This is a genomic window from Sphingomonas degradans, assembly GCF_053502645.1.
Window position 1 is genome coordinate 3,339,380 of record NZ_CP177172.1, and the last position, 16,089, is coordinate 3,355,468.

General features: G+C 68.1%; 15 protein-coding genes, 1 tRNA gene and 1 riboswitch. Of the genes, 11 read left to right on the forward strand and 5 right to left on the reverse strand.

From position 1 onward, the window contains the following. The first annotated feature begins 185 nt into the window (after positions 1 to 185). The 3 genes from ACG3SL_RS15235 to ACG3SL_RS15245 all read left to right on the forward strand — a co-directional run bounded on the left by ACG3SL_RS15235 (position 186) and on the right by ACG3SL_RS15245 (position 3,686). Positions 186 to 494, forward strand: coding sequence for a PadR family transcriptional regulator (locus ACG3SL_RS15235; RefSeq protein ID WP_448662026.1), 309 nt, complete (start codon positions 186 to 188; stop codon positions 492 to 494). After that, positions 491 to 1,672 carry a hypothetical protein gene (locus tag ACG3SL_RS15240; RefSeq protein ID WP_448662027.1) on the forward strand — a complete coding sequence of 394 codons (1,182 nt, stop codon included), beginning with the start codon at positions 491 to 493 and terminating at the stop codon, positions 1,670 to 1,672. The genes ACG3SL_RS15235 and ACG3SL_RS15240 overlap by 4 nt, the downstream gene beginning before the upstream one ends. A 217-nt stretch (positions 1,673 to 1,889) precedes the next feature. Then, the gene (locus ACG3SL_RS15245) at positions 1,890 to 3,686 is read left to right on the forward strand and encodes an aminopeptidase P family protein (protein ID WP_448662028.1); all 1,797 of its coding nucleotides are present in this window, start codon (positions 1,890 to 1,892) and stop codon (positions 3,684 to 3,686) included. Here ACG3SL_RS15245 and ACG3SL_RS15250 read toward each other — a convergent pair. Then, a complete protein-coding gene (locus ACG3SL_RS15250; RefSeq protein ID WP_448662029.1) occupies positions 3,683 to 3,811 on the reverse strand; it encodes a hypothetical protein in 129 nt (42 codons plus the stop codon). The genes ACG3SL_RS15245 and ACG3SL_RS15250 overlap by 4 nt on opposite strands. A gap of 90 nt (positions 3,812 to 3,901) precedes the next feature. Between ACG3SL_RS15250 and ACG3SL_RS15255 the strand changes: the two genes are divergently transcribed. From ACG3SL_RS15255 to ACG3SL_RS15290, 8 genes are all read left to right on the forward strand, one after another. Further along, positions 3,902 to 3,976, forward strand: a tRNA-Thr gene (locus tag ACG3SL_RS15255). A gap of 114 nt (positions 3,977 to 4,090) precedes the next feature. Then, entirely contained in the window at positions 4,091 to 5,197 is a 1,107-nt protein-coding gene (locus tag ACG3SL_RS15260; protein WP_448662030.1) for an S-(hydroxymethyl)glutathione dehydrogenase/class III alcohol dehydrogenase, read from the forward strand. A gap of 29 nt (positions 5,198 to 5,226) precedes the next feature. Next, a complete protein-coding gene (locus ACG3SL_RS15265; RefSeq protein ID WP_448662031.1) occupies positions 5,227 to 5,610 on the forward strand; it encodes a VOC family protein in 384 nt (127 codons plus the stop codon). Between the two features lie 25 nt (positions 5,611 to 5,635). Continuing rightward, positions 5,636 to 6,508 carry a formyltetrahydrofolate deformylase gene (gene purU / locus ACG3SL_RS15270; RefSeq protein WP_448662032.1) on the forward strand — a complete coding sequence of 291 codons (873 nt, stop codon included), beginning with the start codon at positions 5,636 to 5,638 and terminating at the stop codon, positions 6,506 to 6,508. Beyond that, positions 6,505 to 7,341 (forward strand): S-formylglutathione hydrolase, encoded by an 837-nt coding sequence (gene fghA / locus ACG3SL_RS15275; RefSeq protein WP_448662033.1) that lies wholly within the window; start codon positions 6,505 to 6,507, stop codon positions 7,339 to 7,341. Before purU ends, fghA begins: the two co-directional genes overlap by 4 nt. Further along, entirely contained in the window at positions 7,338 to 8,558 is a 1,221-nt protein-coding gene (locus tag ACG3SL_RS15280) for an NAD(P)/FAD-dependent oxidoreductase (protein WP_448662034.1), read from the forward strand. The genes fghA and ACG3SL_RS15280 overlap by 4 nt, the downstream gene beginning before the upstream one ends. 23 nt (positions 8,559 to 8,581) lie before the next feature. Further along, a complete protein-coding gene (locus ACG3SL_RS15285; RefSeq protein ID WP_448662035.1) occupies positions 8,582 to 9,460 on the forward strand; it encodes a TraB/GumN family protein in 879 nt (292 codons plus the stop codon). A gap of 56 nt (positions 9,461 to 9,516) precedes the next feature. After that, complete coding sequence (locus ACG3SL_RS15290) at positions 9,517 to 9,999, forward strand: DUF1440 domain-containing protein (RefSeq protein WP_448662036.1); 483 nt, start codon at positions 9,517 to 9,519, stop codon at positions 9,997 to 9,999. 7 nt (positions 10,000 to 10,006) lie between these two features. Here ACG3SL_RS15290 and ACG3SL_RS15295 read toward each other — a convergent pair whose 3' ends face one another. The 4 genes from ACG3SL_RS15295 to ACG3SL_RS15310 all read right to left on the reverse strand — a co-directional run bounded on the left by ACG3SL_RS15295 (position 10,007) and on the right by ACG3SL_RS15310 (position 16,039). Beyond that, complete coding sequence (locus tag ACG3SL_RS15295) at positions 10,007 to 11,260, reverse strand: threonine ammonia-lyase (RefSeq protein WP_448662037.1); 1,254 nt, start codon at positions 11,258 to 11,260, stop codon at positions 10,007 to 10,009. A 30-nt stretch (positions 11,261 to 11,290) separates the two neighbouring features. Continuing rightward, positions 11,291 to 11,398: riboswitch (SAM-I-IV-variant riboswitch) on the reverse strand. Positions 11,399 to 11,450: 52 nt separating this feature from the next. Continuing rightward, positions 11,451 to 12,491 carry a DUF2332 domain-containing protein gene (locus tag ACG3SL_RS15300; protein WP_448662038.1) on the reverse strand — a complete coding sequence of 347 codons (1,041 nt, stop codon included), beginning with the start codon at positions 12,489 to 12,491 and terminating at the stop codon, positions 11,451 to 11,453. 79 nt (positions 12,492 to 12,570) lie between these two features. Then, positions 12,571 to 14,424, reverse strand: coding sequence for a methyl-accepting chemotaxis protein (locus tag ACG3SL_RS15305; RefSeq protein WP_448662039.1), 1,854 nt, complete (start codon positions 14,422 to 14,424; stop codon positions 12,571 to 12,573). A gap of 651 nt (positions 14,425 to 15,075) precedes the next feature. Then, positions 15,076 to 16,039 (reverse strand): IS630 family transposase gene (locus ACG3SL_RS15310; protein WP_448661465.1). Its coding sequence is split into 2 segments (ribosomal slippage): positions 15,076 to 15,687 and positions 15,689 to 16,039, totalling 963 coding nucleotides; the frame shifts between segments, so codons are not numbered across the junction. Between the last annotated feature and the right edge of the window lie 50 nt (positions 16,040 to 16,089).

A 16,089-nucleotide genomic window follows, 5' to 3' on the forward strand; every position in this document is an offset into this window, starting at 1 on the left:
TCCATTTTCCGCTCCGTTTAGGTCAAGAGCGCAACCGGAGCGCCGAATGGATCCTGACTTTCGTCAGGATGACGGCGTAGTTTTCACACGCGACTCCCCTGCCGGCACGCGCGCATTCTCCCCAAATGCCGACCCGCCCCAAAATCCCCCTTGACGTTAAATCTACCTAGGTCGATTTAAGCCGCATGGCTCGCAATCGCACCCTATCGAATCACGCCCGCTCCGTCCTTGCCGCGCTGCTCGACGCGGGGGGCGGGTGGTGTCATGGCTATGAACTGGCGCGCGTCGCCGGGGTCCGCTCGGGCACGCTGTATCCGCTGCTGATCCGGCTGGAGGGCCAGGGCTATCTGGAGGCCGAATGGCAGGCCCCACCCGAAGGCGGGCGACCGCCGCGCCACGCCTATCGCCTGACCGCCAGCGGCATCCAGCTCGCGCGCGACAATCCGCCCAGCGCGGCCCCGGCGCCCGCCGCCGCGCGAAAGGCGCTGTCGTGAGCGGGCTGCGACGGCGGCTCGCCGAAGCAGTCTGTCGCGCGCTGGTGGCCGTGCTGCCGCCGCACCTCGGCTCCTGGGGATGGGCGATCCGCCTGGAAGTCGCCGACATCGCCGACGATGGCGCCGCGCTGCGCTACGCACTCGACAGCCTGCGCGGCCTTTTGCCGTGCATCCTCGCTTTTCACTTGCTGCCCCCCTCGGTCGCGCTGGCCGGGGCGGACGGGCTTTCAACGGAGGGAATGACAGACATGCGTTTCTACACTGCTGCGGTGCGCCGTCCGCGCGCCGTCGGGATCGCCTGTGCGGTCGGGGCGGTCCTGCTCGGGCTCGCTTATATGGCCGCGGCGGGGGCGCCGTTCCACTATCTGGGCGTCAATGCGGGCGCGCTGGCGCTGGGGCTGGTCCTGCTCGCGCTGGTCGGGCGGATGGCGCTGGCGGCGGGGCGCTGGCCGGGCGCGGCGACGCTGGCGATGGCAGCCGTCCTGCTGGTGACGGCGCTGTTCGGCTATCGCAGCGACGGTGCGGCGCGCTGGTTCCAGCTCGGGCCGCTGTTCCTCCAGCCCAGCCTGATCCTGTTGCCCGCGATGCTGGTCGGCTTTGCCCGGACGCGGGGGCCGCTCGCGATGGTCGGGATGGTCGTCGCCGCCGCCGCGCTCGCGCTCCAACCCGATCGCGCGATGGCGGGCGTGCTGGCGGCGGGGATGACCGCGCTCGCAGTGCTGCGCCCCGACCGGTTCGTGCTGCCCGCCTTCGCCGCCGCGATCGCCGGCTTCGCCGCGACGCTGGTCCAGCCCGACGCGCTGCCGGCGATGCCCTATGTCGACCAGATCCTGTACTCGGCGTTCGATGTCCATGCGCTCGCGGGGCTGGCGGTGCTCGGCGGATCGGTGTTGCTGCTGGTGCCGGCGATCGTCGGGCGGCTCTATGACGTCGACCGGCGCGAGGCCTATTCGGTGTTCGGCATCGTCTGGCTGACGACGATCCTGGCGGCGGCGATCGGCAATTACCCGACCCCGATCGTCGGCTATGGCGGCAGCGCGGTGCTCGGCTATGTGCTCAGCCTGCGGATGCTGCCCAAGGTGGCGCGGACCTGTGTGGGCGTCGATGTCGCGCTGCGCGACGCTGACAAGGGCGAGCCGGCACCCGATCGCCACTTGTGCGTCGGCGTCGCGTTCTAGGCGCGTCGGTGGCGCTTTGCCGGGGCGCCGGTGGCGCGTTGGCGGCGCGTTGGGGCGCCTTCAATGGGGACGCAACACCCCCTCGCCGCGCGCCGAACCGCTCCCTATATGGGCAGCCGTCGCGAAGTTTATTGCCCGCCTCCGGCACCCCGTGCAGGCCTAAACTTCCTCAACATTTTTGCCGCGCCGGCGCGTCCGGCCCGTGGGATCGCCTGATATGTCCAGCCATGCCGACCGCCTGAAGGCCCTTCGTGAACAGCTCGCCCGCGATCGCCTCGACGGCTTCGTCGTGCCGCTCACCGATGAGCATATGTCCGAATATGTCGGCGACTATGCCCAGCGGCTGGCGTGGCTGACCGGGTTCCAGGGGTCGGCGGGCACTGCCGTGGTGCTGCCGCAGGAAGCGGCGATCTTCACCGACGGGCGCTACACGCTCCAGGTGCGGCAACAGGTGTCGGGCGACGATTGGGCCTATGTCGGCGTGCCGGCGACCAGCGTGGCCGACTGGCTGGGCACCCATGCCCCCGATGGCGGGCGCATCGGCTATGACCCGTGGCTCCACACCCGCGCCTGGGTGGAGGAAGCGCGCCGCGCGCTGGCGGAAAAGGGCGCCGAACTGGTCGCCGTCGCCACCAATCCGATCGACGCGGTGTGGCAGGACAGGCCCGCGCCGTCGGATGCCACGCTCGCGGTGCAGGACGATGCGCTGGCGGGCAAATCCTCCCCCGCCAAGCGTGCCGAGATCGCTGACTGGCTGGCGGTGCGCAAGGCCGACGCCGTGGTGCTGTCCGCGCTCGATTCGATCGCCTGGGCCTTCAACGTGCGCGGCACCGACGTGACGCACACCCCGGTCGCGCTCGCCTATGCCATCGTCCATGCCGACGGCACCGCCGACCTGTTCGCCGCGCCGGAAAAGATCACCGACGCGGTGCGCCAGCATCTGGGCAATGCGATTCGCGTGCAGGATCGCGCCGCCTTCGCCCCCGCACTCCAGGCGCTGGCCGGCAAGCGCGTCGCCGCCGATCCCGAACGCGCTGTGGCCGCGATCTTCGACGCGCTCGATGCGGGCGGGGCAAAGATCCTGTCGGTGCGCGATCCGGTCGTGCTGGCAAAGGCGATCAAGAACCCCGCCGAAATCGCCGGGCACAAGGCGGCACAGGCGCGCGACGGCGCGGCGTTGGTCCGCTTCCTGAAATGGTTCGAGGAAACCGCGCCGCAGGGCGGGCTCACCGAAATGTCCGCCGCCGATCGCCTCCAGGCGTTCCGCGCGGAAACCGGGCTGCTCAAGGATCTGAGCTTCGACACCATCTCCGCCACCGGCCCCAACGGCGCGATCCCGCATTACAAGGTGACCGCCGAATCGAGCCTGCCGATCGAACGCGGCCAGCTCTATCTGGTCGATTCGGGCGGCCAGTACGCCGATGGCACCACCGATGTGACGCGCGTGATGCCGGTGGGCGAGGCGAGCGACGAGATGAAGGACCGCTTCACTCGCGTACTGCGCGGGCATATCGGCATCGCCACGGCGATCTTCCCCGATGGCACGACGGGCGCGCAGCTGGACAGCTTCGCGCGGCGCCCGCTGTGGGAAGTCGGGCTCGACTACGGCCACGGCACCGGCCACGGCGTCGGCGCCTATCTTTCGGTGCACGAAGGGCCGCAGCGAATCGCCCAGCCCTTCTATCCCGGCGGCCAGGCGCTGGAGCCGCTGCGCGCGGGCATGTTCCTCTCCAACGAGCCCGGCTATTACAAGGGCGGCGAATTCGGCATCCGGATCGAGAATCTGGTGCTGATCGTGCCGGCGGAGATCGCCGGCGCCGAACAGCCGATGCTGGCGTTCGAAACGCTCACCTTCGCGCCGATCGAACGCACGCTGATCGTGCCTGCTTTGCTCTCGGCGCAGGAAAAGGCCTGGCTGGACGCCTATCACGCCCAGGTGCTGTCGATCGTCGGCCCGCAATTGTCGGACGCCGACCGCGCCTGGCTCGCCGCAAAATGCGCGCCGATCGGCTAGTCCCTGTCCTCGGGCGGCGAATCGGTCGCCTGTGCTCGCGCCTGTGCCTTGCGCTTGCGCAGGTTCTCGCGCAGCGCGGCGGCCAGCCTGGCCTTTCGATCGGCCTCGTTTTCGGGTTCTCGCATAAGAGTTTTGTTAGACTGTGCGGGTTGTAGTTGACAATCGGGTGTCGCCCTGCACATAGGCCCCTCCCGCCCGGGCCTGGCCCGGCGAGTGCTGCCGTAGCTCAGTGGTAGAGCGCATCCTTGGTAAGGCTGAGGTCGTGAGTTCAATCCTCACCGGCAGCACCATTTTCCCCGCCGCCCGCGCCGATAGGTGCATGCCGGCCGGGAACGCACTGGCCCTCTTGCCAGCGCCGCCCCTTTCGAGGATCAGGCCCGACAAACCTGTTGGATGATCCGATCATGAAAACCCGCGCCGCCGTCGCCTTCGAAGCGAAAAAGCCCCTCGAGATCGTCGAGCTCGACCTGGAAGGCCCCAAGGCGGGCGAAGTGCTGATCGAAATCATGGCGACGGGCATCTGCCACACCGATGCCTACACGCTCGACGGGCTCGACGGCGAAGGGCTGTTCCCCAGCGTACTCGGCCATGAAGGCGCGGGCATCGTCCGCGAAGTCGGCGCGGGCGTCACCAGCGTGAAGCCGGGCGACCATGTCATCCCGCTCTACACCCCCGAATGCCGCCAGTGTAAGTCGTGCCTCAGCGGCAAGACCAACCTGTGCACCGCGATCCGCGCGACGCAGGGCAAGGGGCTGATGCCCGACGGCACTACGCGCTTCAGCTACAAGGGGCAGCCGATCTTCCATTACATGGGCTGCTCGACCTTTTCGAACTTCACCGTGCTGCCCGAAATCGCCGTGGCGAAGATCCGCGAGGACGCGCCGTTCAAGACCAGCTGCTATATCGGCTGCGGCGTCACCACCGGCGTCGGTGCCGTGGTGAACACGGCGAAGGTCCAGGTCGGCGACAACGTCATCGTCTTCGGGCTGGGCGGCATCGGCCTCAACGTGCTCCAGGGCGCAAAGATGGCGGGCGCGAACATGATCGTCGGCGTCGACATCAACCCGGACCGCGAAGAATGGGGCCGCAAGTTCGGCATGACCCATTTCGTCAATCCCAAAGACGTTGACGATCTGGTCGCGCACCTCGTCGCGCTCACCGATGGCGGCGCGGACTATACGTTCGACTGCACCGGCAACACGACCGTGATGCGCCAGGCGCTCGAGGCGTGCCATCGCGGCTGGGGCACCAGCATCATCATCGGCGTGGCAGAGGCAGGCAAGGAAATCAGCACCCGCCCGTTCCAGCTCGTCACCGGGCGCAACTGGCGCGGCACGGCGTTCGGCGGCGCCAAGGGCCGCACCGACGTGCCGAAGATCGTCGACTGGTACATGAATGGCAAGATCGCGATCGACCCGATGATCACCCACGTCCTGACGCTGGACGAGATCAACAAGGGATTCGACCTGATGCATGCGGGCGAGAGCATCCGCAGCGTGGTGGTGTACTAATAACCTGAAAGCAGCGAGGGGAAGCGACGATGTTCAGCCATGTCATGCTGGGGACCAACGACATTGAGGCGTCCAAGTCGTTCTACGACGCCACGCTGGCCGTGATCGGCAGCCCTGCCGGGATGGTCGATCCCAAGGGGCGCGTCATATATCGCCACAATGGCGGCACGCTGATGCTGAGCGTGCCGATCAACGGCGAGCCGGCCTGCCACGCCAATGGCGGCACCGTGGGCTTCGCCATGCCCTCGCCCGAGGCGGCGGACGCCTGGCATGCGGCGGGCATCGCCGCGGGCGGCACGCCCTGCGAAGACCCGCCCGGCGTGCGCGAGAACCCGTTCGGCAAGCTCTACCTCGCCTATCTGCGCGATCCGGCGGGCAACAAGCTGTGCGCGCTGCACCGCATTGTCGGCTGACATCGCCGCGACGGGGGAGCGCAGGATGGATCGCGGGACCGAAGACGATCATTGGACGCTGACTCTCACCTGTGCCGACCGCGTTGGCATCGTCGCGGGAATCAGCGGGTTTCTGGCGGCGAATGACGGCTTCATTCTGGACAGCCAGCAATATGCCGATCTGGAGACGGGGCGCTTCTTCCTGCGCCTCGTTTTCAAGCCCGGCGGGTCGCGCTTCCCGGCGGCGGATGCCCTGCGCGCCGCATTCGCGCCGATCGCTGCGGAGATGGCGGCCGACTGGTCGCTGACTCCGGCCGCCACGCGCCCGCGCATCCTCGTCGCGGTGTCCAGGGCGTCGCATTGCTTCGCCGACCTGCTCCACCGCCACGCCAGCAACACCCTTGCCGCCGAGATCGTCGCCGCCGTTTCCAATCATGGCGCGTTGCGCGACATGGCGGAGTGGCACGGCGTGCCGTTCCACCATTTGCCCGTCGATGCCGACAACCGCGCCGATCAGGAAGCGGCGATCCTGGCCCTGATGCGCGAAACCCGTGCCGAGTATCTGATCCTCGCACGCTATATGCAGGTTCTGTCCCCCGCGCTGGCGGAGGCGCTGGCCGGGCGCTGCATCAACATCCACCACAGCTTCCTGCCCGGCTTCAAGGGCGCGCGCCCCTATCACCGGGCGCATGAGCGCGGCGTCAAGCTGATCGGGGCGACCGCGCATTTCGTGACGACGGACCTCGACGAAGGACCGATCATCGAACAGGCTGTCGAGCGCGTGGATCACCGCGCGTCGATCGACGATATGATTCGCATCGGCCGCGATATCGAAGCACAGGTGCTCGCCCGCGCCGTGCACGCGGTCGGCGAGCGGCGGGTTTTCCTCAACAAGGGCAAGACAGTGGTGTTCCAATGACGATCGAAACGGTCGCGACCAACCGCGCATTCGGCGGGGTCCAGGGCGTCTATCGCCACGCCTCTGCCGCCACGGGAACGGACATGACCTTCTCGGTCTATGTCCCGCCCCATGCGGAGGGCGCGACGCTTCCGGTGCTGTGGTATCTCTCCGGCCTCACCTGCACCCATGCCAATGTGACGGAAAAGGGCGAGTATCGCCGCGCCTGTGCCGAGGCCGGGGTGATCTTCGTCGCGCCCGACACCTCGCCGCGCGGTGACGGCGTGCCCGACGACGACGCCTATGATTTCGGCAAGGGCGCGGGCTTTTATGTCGACGCGACGCAGGCGCCCTGGTCCGCCAATTACCGGATGCGCTCCTATATCGAGGACGAGCTGCCCGCGCTGATCGCCGCGCATTTCCCGGCGGAAATGGCGCGACAGGGGATTACCGGCCATTCGATGGGCGGCCACGGCGCGCTCACCATCGCGCTGCGCGACCCCGATCGCTTCCGCAGCGTCTCCGCCTTCGCCCCGATCGCTGCGCCGAGCCTAGTGCCGTGGGGGCAAAAGGCACTGAGCGGCTATCTCGGCGAGAATTGCGCGGCGTGGCGCGCCTATGACGCCTGCGCGCTGATCGAGGATGGCGCCCGCCTGCCCGAGCTTCTGGTCGATATCGGCGATGCCGATCCGTTCCTGGACCAGCTGCGCCCCGACCTGCTCGAATCCGCCTGCGCCAGCGCGGGCATCGCGCTCACCCTGCGGCGCCAGCCGGGATACGACCACAGCTATTACTGCATCTCCACCTTCATGGCCGATCATGTCGGCTGGCACGCGGAGCGACTGACCGCATGAATCACTTTGACGTGTTGATCGTGGGCGCAGGCCATGCCGGCGCCCAGGCCGCCATCGCGCTGCGCCAGGCCAAGTTCGCCGGCACCATCGCGATACTCGGCGACGAACCCGAACTCCCCTATGAGCGCCCGCCGCTGTCGAAGGAGTATCTGTCGGGCGAAAAGCCGTTCGAGCGGCTACTGATCCGCCCCGCCGCCTTTTGGGAGGAGCGCGCCGTCACGATGCTGCCGGGGCGCACCGTCGTGTCGGTCGCGCCCGATGCGCACAGCGTCACCACGGCAGAGGGCGAGACGATCGGCTATGGCAGCCTGATCTGGGCCGCGGGTGGCAAGGCACGGCGGATCGGCTGTGCCGGGCACGATCTGGTCGGTGTCCATACCGTGCGGTCGCGCGCCGATGTCGATACGATGATGGGCGAGCTGGCGGATGTGCGCAGCGTCGCGGTGATCGGCGGCGGCTATATCGGGCTGGAGGCCGCCGCCGTGCTCGCCAAGCTGGGCAAGGCAGTGACCGTGCTGGAGGCGCAGGACCGGGTGCTGGCGCGCGTCGCGGGCGAGCCGCTGTCGCGCTTCTTCGAGGGCGAGCATCGTGCGCATGGCGTCGATGTGCGGCTGGGCGTTCAGGTCGACTGCATCGAGGGCACCGATCGCGTCACCGGCGTGCGGCTGGCGGACGGCAGCGTCGTTCCCGCCGACATGGCGATCGTCGGCATCGGCATCGTCCCCGCCACAGGGCCTCTGCTCGATGCGGGCGCCGCCGGGGGCAATGGCGTGCTGGTCGACGCGCAGTGCCGCACCTCGCTGCCCGACATCTTCGCCGTGGGCGACTGTGCGCTCCACGCCAATCGCTATGCGGCGGATCGCACGATCCGGCTGGAATCGGTCCAGAACGCCAACGACCAGGCGAGCGTCGCGGCCAAGACCATTGCCGGGCTCGATGCAGGCTATGACGCGGCGCCGTGGTTTTGGTCGAACCAATATGACCTGAAGCTCCAGACGGTGGGCATCTCGGCCGATTTCGATACGGCGGTGGTGCGCGGCGATCCCGCCACGCGCAGCTTCTCGGTCGTCTATCTGCGCGAAGGCCGCGTGATCGCGCTCGATTGCGTCAATGCGACCAAGGACTATGTTCAGGGCCGCAAGCTGGTGGTCGAGGGGCTTGTCCTCGATCCCGCCCGGCTCGCCGATGCCGGCACGCCGCTCAAAGAACTGGCCTGAAGGCCCCCCGGAGGATGCCCGTGATGTGGAAGTATCTCGCCCCGCTGTTCCTCGCCTTGCCGCTGGCGCCCGCCGCCCACGCGCAGGCGACCCAGCCCGCCGACCCGGCGCTGTGGGTGGTCAGGGACGAGGATACCACCGTGTATCTGTTCGGCACCGTCCATGTCCTGAAGCCGGGCCTGAGCTGGTTCGATTCGGCGGTGAAGGACGCATTCGACAAGAGCGGCGAACTGGTGCTCGAAATGGTCGAGCCCGATCCCGCGACGATGCAGGGCATCATCCTGAAGACAGCGCTGAACCCCACCGGCCCCACGCTCACCGAAAAGCTGCCCGCCGACAAGCGCGCGGCCTATGCAAAGGCCGTGAGCGAGATCGCGGTTCCCGGCGCATTCCTCGACCGTACCGATCCCTGGTTCGCCGCCGTCACGCTGACCGTCGCGGGGCTCCCCAAGCTCGGCTATGATCCGGAAAGCGGCGCGGAGCGCACGCTGACGGCGGCGGCAAAGGCAGCGAACAAGCCGGTGCTGGGGCTGGAAACCGCCGAACAGCAGCTCGGCTATTTCGATTCGATGCCCGAGCCGCTGCAGATCAAGTTCCTGGTCTCGACGATCGACGAAATGCCCAAGATGGGCAGCGAACTCGACAAGATGGTCGTCAGCTGGGCCAAGGGCGACCCCGACACGCTGGCCGCCGTGATGAACGAAAGCATGCGCGACACGCCCGAAATCGGCAAGATCCTGCTCACCGATCGCAACATCCGCTGGGCCGACTGGATCGCAAAGCGGATGGAAAAGCCGGGCGTGGTGTTCGTCGCCGTGGGCGCCGGGCATCTGGCCGGGCCGGACAGCGTCCAGGTCCAGCTCGCCAAGCATAAGTTGAAGGCGGTTCGCATCGCCTATTGAGGGCGGACCCCGGCGCGCCGGTGCGCGTTGTCCCCACACCCACACAGGAGCAGCGCATGGCAAAGGCACCGCGACCCTTTCTCGGACTGGCCGCAGGCATCGCCGCCGGGCTGGTCGCATCGGCGGCAATGGCGGCGTTCCAGTCGCAGGCGGCGAAGCTGCTGCCCGAAGACGGCACCGATGAAGACCCGGCGACCGTGAAAGCGGCCGATGTCGTCAGCGAGGCCGTGACCGGCGACAAGGTGCCCGCCCCCCACCGCGAGGAGGCCGGGCAGGCCGTGCATTATGTCGTCGGCGCCGTGCTGGGCGGCATATATGGTGTCATCGCCGAATATCGCCCGGAGGCGCGCTCTGGTTTCGGCAGCGCCTATGGCATCGCCACCGCCGCGCTGCTGGACGAAGGGGCGGTATCGGCAACCGGCCTTGGCCCCGCCCCCACCGAAACGCCGCTGGCTACCCACGCCTATGGCGCGGCATCGCACCTCGTCTATGGCTGGGTGCTGGAGGGCATCCGCACGCTGCTGGTCGGGCGGCGATAACCGACGCCTAACCCCCGATCGCGCCCAGCTCGAACGTGAACCCTTCGCGCTCCAGATGGGCACTGAGCGGCGCGTAGAGTTCCGGGTCGGCCAGCTCGAACTCGACCGCGACCTGCGTCGTCTTGGCATCGACGCTCATCAGCGTGCGGTCGTGGACCACGGTGTTGATGTTGCCCCCCATCGTTCCGATCGCAGTGCACAGCCGGCCCAGGCTGCCGCTGGTGTCGGGCACCTGCGCCACGAGCCGCAGGATCGTGCCTTCGCGCAGCTGCTGGCGCCGCAGGATCGTGGAGAGCAGGCGGTTGTCGATGTTGCCGCCGCACAGGATCAGCCCCACGCGCTTGCCGCGAAACCGCTCGGGGTACGCCATCACTGCCGCCAGCCCCGCCGCGCCCGCGCCCTCGGCCAGCGTCTTTTCGATCTGGAGCAGCAGCGTGATCGCGGTCTCGATCCGCGCCTCGTCCACCACGACGATGTCGTCGACATAGGCATCGACATGCGCGCGGGTGCGCGTGCCCGGCACCGCGACGGCGATGCCCTCCGCGATCGTGGCACCGCCCGGCACCCCGCCGGCCCAGCGCCCGGTCGCCGCCGCCATCGACGGGAACAGCGCGCTCTGCACCCCGATCAGCTCGATAGGCTTCGCACCGCCGCGCACCACGGCGCCCACGCCCGAAATCAGCCCGCCGCCGCCGACCGCGATCACCACGCTGTCCAGGTCGGGCTGGTCGCGCAGCATCTCCAGCGCCACCGTGCCCTGCCCCGCGATCACCCGGTCATCGTCGAACGGGTGGATCAGTGTCGCGCCGCGCTCCGCCATCAGCGCGGGCAGCGCCGCCGAGGCCTCGGCAAAGTCGCGCCCGGTCAGGATCACTTCGGCGCCCAGCGCGCGAGTGCGCGAGGCCTTCACGGCGGGCGTGCCCACCGGCATCACGATCGTCGCGGGGATGCCCAGCCGGCCCGCATGATAGGCGACCCCCTGCGCATGGTTGCCGGCGGAAACCGCGATCACTCCCGCCGCGCGCTGTTCGGGCGACAGCAGCAACAACGTGTTCAGCGCGCCGCGCTGCTTGAAGCTGCTGGTATATTGCAGGTTCTCGAACTTCAGCCAGATCTCCGCGCCGGTCAGCTGCGACAGCGTCTGCGAATGGAGGAAGGGCGTGTCGGAAATCTCGCCCGCGATCCGCGCGGCGGCGGCGCGCACATCGTCGATGGTGACCAGCGGGGCGGCGGCGGAATGGGCAGTAGCGGTCTGTGTCACGGTTCGTCCTTTGAAACGACCGCATGACGTGCCCGGCGCCGGGTTTGCCATGACGGCCACATCCCTTCGCGAATGGAAGGCGCCACCTTGCCCGGAGCAGGTTGGCGTCGGGCGGGTGCCCGACTCTTGATGCTGGGCGCCTGTTGCACCGGCGACGCGGCGTCCGTCAATCCCGCCGGCTGCGAAACTCTCAGCCGCGCCAGTCGACCCAATTGCCATAGGCGTGGCACGTCGCCAGCAACCGGCTTTCGCCGTGCGGCCAGCGCGTGCTCCACAGCTGGACCTCGCGGCGGCCCTCGGTCCATTCCAGGCTGATCCACACCAGCGGGCGCGCGATCGTGGCACGGCTTCCGGCGCGGCGGATCGTCTGGACGATCGTATCGCACTCTTCGCGGCGAAGATATTGCAGGAACATCGAATGAAACACCGCGCGGCAAACTCCCGCGCGCTGCGGTTCGGCGAGACGTTCGGCGAGCCAGGTCACGGCGTTGCCGCGCTCGACTGCCGGCGGATAGCGTCGCGCCAGCGCCAGCGCCTCCTCGAGCCGCGCGGCGCGGCGCGGCTGATCGGCCCAGATATAGGCGAGCAGGCGTTCGTGCGTGCGTTCGTCGCGCGCATCCAGCGGGTTCAGGTCCACGCCGCGCGCCGACACGACGTCCAGCGGCGCCGCCGGCGGCGGGCCGCCGCACCACTCCGGCGCCACCTTGACCGCAGACTCCGGGTCGCCGGCATGGAGTCCGCCCAGATCATAGGCATAGCGCGCCAGATTGAGGTTGAGCCCGCAGCTCGACCCCAGTTCGAGCAGTTCCAGCGGCACGCGCGTGCCCTGCCCTGCCGCCATCAGCGCGGCGCCGATCGCGGCAGCGCGCCCGACCTCGTTCGTCTGGGGGGTATGGTGGAGCCATTCGGCGACAAAGGCGTCGTCCGCGGCCAGCGCCATCGCAATGGCGCCGTCGAAATCCTGATGCTCCCAGCGATAGAGCGCGCTCAGGGCCGGATGCACGCCGCGCCGGGCCAGCGCGTGGAGCGCCGCATTGAAGCGCATCGCCACCGCCGCAGCCGAAGGGTCGCCCGGCCAGCCGGACAGGATGGCTGCGGTCAGGGGCGCGCGGTGCAGCTGGCGCTCTCCCGCCTCCAGCACCGCCGCGACGAACGGCGATCCCAGCTGGCGGGCCACTTCGGCCTGCCGCCCCAGTTCACCTTGTTGCGCGATGGACGCGATCATGTTCATCCCGAAATCCCCTCCGGCCCGATCCGTGCCGCGCAATCGCCCGACGGTCCGCCAGGGGACCGCCTGCTCGGGCGGGCCGTCAGAAGGACTGCCAATCGTCCGATGCGTCGTCGCCTGCGCGCGGACGCACCAGCGCGGACACCGCCGCCGCCGGCAGCGGGCGCACCGGCCCGTCGAACCGCGTCGCCTTGCGGGCCGGCGCCGCGCGCTGGTCGCCGACATTGAACTGGCGCGCCTGTTCGGTGAGCGTCGTCACTTCGTTCGACAGGTTGCGGGCGGCTGCCGAGGTTTCCTCGACCATCGCCGCATTCTGCTGGGTGGCATGATCCATGCTGCCGATCGACGCGCTGATCTCGGTGATCGCACTCGACTGGGCACGATTGTCGGTCGCCATGTTGCCGAGCAGCTGGTGCACGGCGCCCACGCCCTCGGAAATATCCGCCAGCGCACCATCGACCTTCTGGACCTTCTGCACCGCCGTGACGATGTCGGCCTGCGTCGCGGTCAGCTGGTCGCGGGCGCGGCCGGCTTCCTCTTCGGCGCGCATGGCGAGCGCAGACACCAGATCGGCGACGACGGCAAAGCCACGCCCCGCTTCCCCGGCACGCCCCGCCTCGACGGCGGCGTTCATTGCGAGCACGCGCGTCTGGAAGGCGATCTTGTCCAGCCCCTCGATCACGCTGTCGATGCCCTTGGCGCTCTCGCTCACGCGCGTCATCGCTTCCACAGCCTCGTCGGCGGTCGCGCGGCCATCCTGCACCGACGCCATCGTCGCGTCCGCCTGGGTGACCGTGCGGTTCGCTGCCTCGGCAGTGGCGCGCAGGCGGCTGTCCATCTGGGTGACGGCAGCTGCGGTCTCCTCCAGGCTCGCCGCATTGCTTTCGGTGCGCCGCGCCAGGTCCTCGGACGCCTGGGCGATCTCGGTGGAGCCGCTGCGGATCGCCGTGGTCGATTCCATGACCGACGCGATCAGCGCACGCAGCGCCGACACCGCATCGTTGAAATTGGTCTTCACCGCCGCATAGTCGCCGGGGAAATCGCGGGTGATCTCGGAGACCAGGTTACCCCCGGCCAGTTCCGACAGGTGCACCGAGATGGTCTCCACGACCATCTTCTGCGCTGCCTCTGCCTTGGCATTGGCTTCGTCGGCGGCACGCTTGGCGATCGCGGCGTCGCGGAACACCAGCACCGCGCGCGCCATGTCGCCCAGTTCGTCGCCACGATCGGTATCGGGCACGTCGATGTCGTTCCGACCTGCGGCAAGGCTTGCCATCGTCGTGGTAAGACGCGTCACCGGCCGCGCGATCATGCCGGTCAGCACCACCGCCATCGCGATCGCCACGCCGATCAGCGCAATCCCGCCGACGATGAGCGCGGTCATCGCCGATCCGATCGCACCGTTCTGGTCCTGTGAATTCTTGTCGATCAGCGCGCTCTGGGCATCGCGGATGCTGCGCAGCGGCGTCACCGCGGCACTGACCAGAACCCCCTTGCCCGCTGCGCGGACTTCCTCCTGCGCGGTCTCGCGGCCGCCGGCCTTGACCTGCTCGATCAGCCGATCGCCCCATTTGGCGCGCCACGCCAGCGTCTCCTTGCGCGATTCCAGCACCGCCTCGCGCTGCGCCGGATCGGTCAGCACTTTCTCCAGCTCGGCGGAGGTGCTGTCATACTCGTCGCGCGCTTCGCCATAGGATTTCAGATAGGTCGGGTCGCCCGTGACCAGGAACCCGCGAAACTGGCTGTTCTGACGCAGCAGCGCGGTTTCGAGCGTGAGCGCGCGCGCATGAATCGACTGGCTCAGATTGTTGCCATCGGTCGTCGTGCGGATCATCGCGATATTGCTGTAAAACACGACCATCATGATTGCTGCGGCCGCGCAGACTGTCATGAACGACAGCGCCAGCTTCCGCGGTATCTTCAGCGACTTCAGCATTTCACAACTCTCGATTGGGGTTCGTTGCCACGAACGGGCGAGTGCACGGGCGCCGCCCGATGCTTGCGGGCGGCTTCACGTGGTTTTCCTGGCAGCGCAGGACGTTCGGGACGAAAGGGATCGAGCAGCACGCAATGTCGGCGCCCAGGGCATTGGCGCGGGCGCCGGCCGAACTTCGAAGACTATCCGCCGGAGGGTAGAGGACACAGCGCGAAGCAGATCGCGCCCCGCGGGGAGGCTCGTGGATGCTCGCGTATCAACAGCCTGGGTCTTGGACTGCGAGATTTCTGGTGCAGTGGAGTCTTGCGACGGTCCGTCCGAATCTCCCGACGCAATAGCGATGCACGTCGCGCTGATGAAACGGAGATCTTTCATTTGTACGCCGATTCCCGAGCTGCCACTTCGTAGACCCTGATGCGCAATCCTGCTGTCGCTGCCTTGGGGCGGCATACATTTGGCGCAACATCGATCATTTATATTAGGCGGAGACACGGGAACTGGCCGGTCCTGGCGACCTTTTCGTGGTGATTACGTAGTGATACGGGGCCCCGACGGGGCGCGATCTGGATGCTGAACGCCGTTCAGGCGGGACCGGCGCGCCTACGGGCGCCGCCAACACGGCCTGTGCGCTGCCCCTCCGCTAGAGCAATTTCACATTGACCGTTGATATCCAGCGGCCTGGAAGAAGTTGGCACATTCGCAGGGCGGGAAGCGATCAAGGAGTTCGCCGATGCGCTCGACAAGAGCATCGACGGTTCGGGCTGGCTGCTGGCGCAGGAGTGCCTTGAGCTTGGCGAAGGCCATCTCGATCGGGTTCATGTCGGGGCTGTAGGGAGGCAGGTAGAAGAGCTGGGCGCGCCGGGCGGTGATCGCCTCGCGGATGCCGGCCACCTTGTGGGCGGGCAGATTGTCGAGCACCACGACATCGCCGCGCCGGAGCGTGGGGGCCAGGACGTCGCGGACATAGACCCGGAAGGCATCGCCATCCATCGGCCCATCGAGCACCCAGGGCGCGGTCATGCCGGTCAGGCGCAGGCCGGCGATGAACGTCATCGTCTTCCAGTGTCCGAACGGCACGCGATCGCGGCAGCGCTCGCCGACCGGCGCCCAGCCATAGAGCCGCGCCATCTTGGTGTTCACCCCTGTCTCGTCGAGGAAGACGAGGCTTTCAGGGTCGATGAACGGCTGGGCTGCCCGCCACAGCTTGCGACGTGCCGCCACGTCCGGCCGCTCCTGCTCGGCTGCGTGCAGGGCTTTTTTTAAACGACAGGCCGAGCCGCCGAACCGCGTTCCACATCGCACCGGTGCTGAGCCCGATCCCATGTTCGGCCAGCAGCCACGCCTGCGCCTGCGCCAGCGTGATCCCAGGCCGCGAGCGGATGTGCGCCGCCAGCACCAGTTCCTGTGCCGGGGAGAGTTTGCGCGGAGGACGGCCGCGGTTCGGGTTGATCCCGGCATCACCGGTCAGCCGCCGTCGAATCCGCGCCTTGTAGATATAGGCAATACTGACCTTGAAGATTACTGCTGCCGCGCGGACCGGCATCCCGCTGTCCACCGCCGCCAGCACCCGATCACGCAAATCCTGCGAGTAACTCTGCCCAGGTCGCCAACCCATCGCCGCCTCCTTCGTGACGGCTGCCTATGAATCACACGATCAGCGAAAAG

Bases quoted from the DNA above. Each gene is read 5' to 3' on its own strand.
- ACG3SL_RS15235 (WP_448662026.1), top strand. From the start codon at position 186: ATGGCTCGCAATCGCACCCTATCGAATCACGCCCGCTCCGTCCTTGCC.
- ACG3SL_RS15245 (WP_448662028.1), top strand. From the start codon at position 1,890: ATGTCCAGCCATGCCGACCGCCTGAAGGCCCTTCGTGAACAGCTCGCC.
- ACG3SL_RS15250 (WP_448662029.1), bottom strand. From the start codon at position 3,811: ATGCGAGAACCCGAAAACGAGGCCGATCGAAAGGCCAGGCTGGCCGCC.
- ACG3SL_RS15260 (WP_448662030.1), top strand. From the start codon at position 4,091: ATGAAAACCCGCGCCGCCGTCGCCTTCGAAGCGAAAAAGCCCCTCGAG.
- ACG3SL_RS15265 (WP_448662031.1), top strand. From the start codon at position 5,227: ATGTTCAGCCATGTCATGCTGGGGACCAACGACATTGAGGCGTCCAAG.
- purU (WP_448662032.1), top strand. From the start codon at position 5,636: ATGGATCGCGGGACCGAAGACGATCATTGGACGCTGACTCTCACCTGT.
- fghA (WP_448662033.1), top strand. From the start codon at position 6,505: ATGACGATCGAAACGGTCGCGACCAACCGCGCATTCGGCGGGGTCCAG.
- ACG3SL_RS15280 (WP_448662034.1), top strand. From the start codon at position 7,338: ATGAATCACTTTGACGTGTTGATCGTGGGCGCAGGCCATGCCGGCGCC.
- ACG3SL_RS15285 (WP_448662035.1), top strand. From the start codon at position 8,582: ATGTGGAAGTATCTCGCCCCGCTGTTCCTCGCCTTGCCGCTGGCGCCC.
- ACG3SL_RS15290 (WP_448662036.1), top strand. From the start codon at position 9,517: ATGGCAAAGGCACCGCGACCCTTTCTCGGACTGGCCGCAGGCATCGCC.
- ACG3SL_RS15300 (WP_448662038.1), bottom strand. From the start codon at position 12,491: ATGAACATGATCGCGTCCATCGCGCAACAAGGTGAACTGGGGCGGCAG.
- ACG3SL_RS15305 (WP_448662039.1), bottom strand. From the start codon at position 14,424: ATGCTGAAGTCGCTGAAGATACCGCGGAAGCTGGCGCTGTCGTTCATG.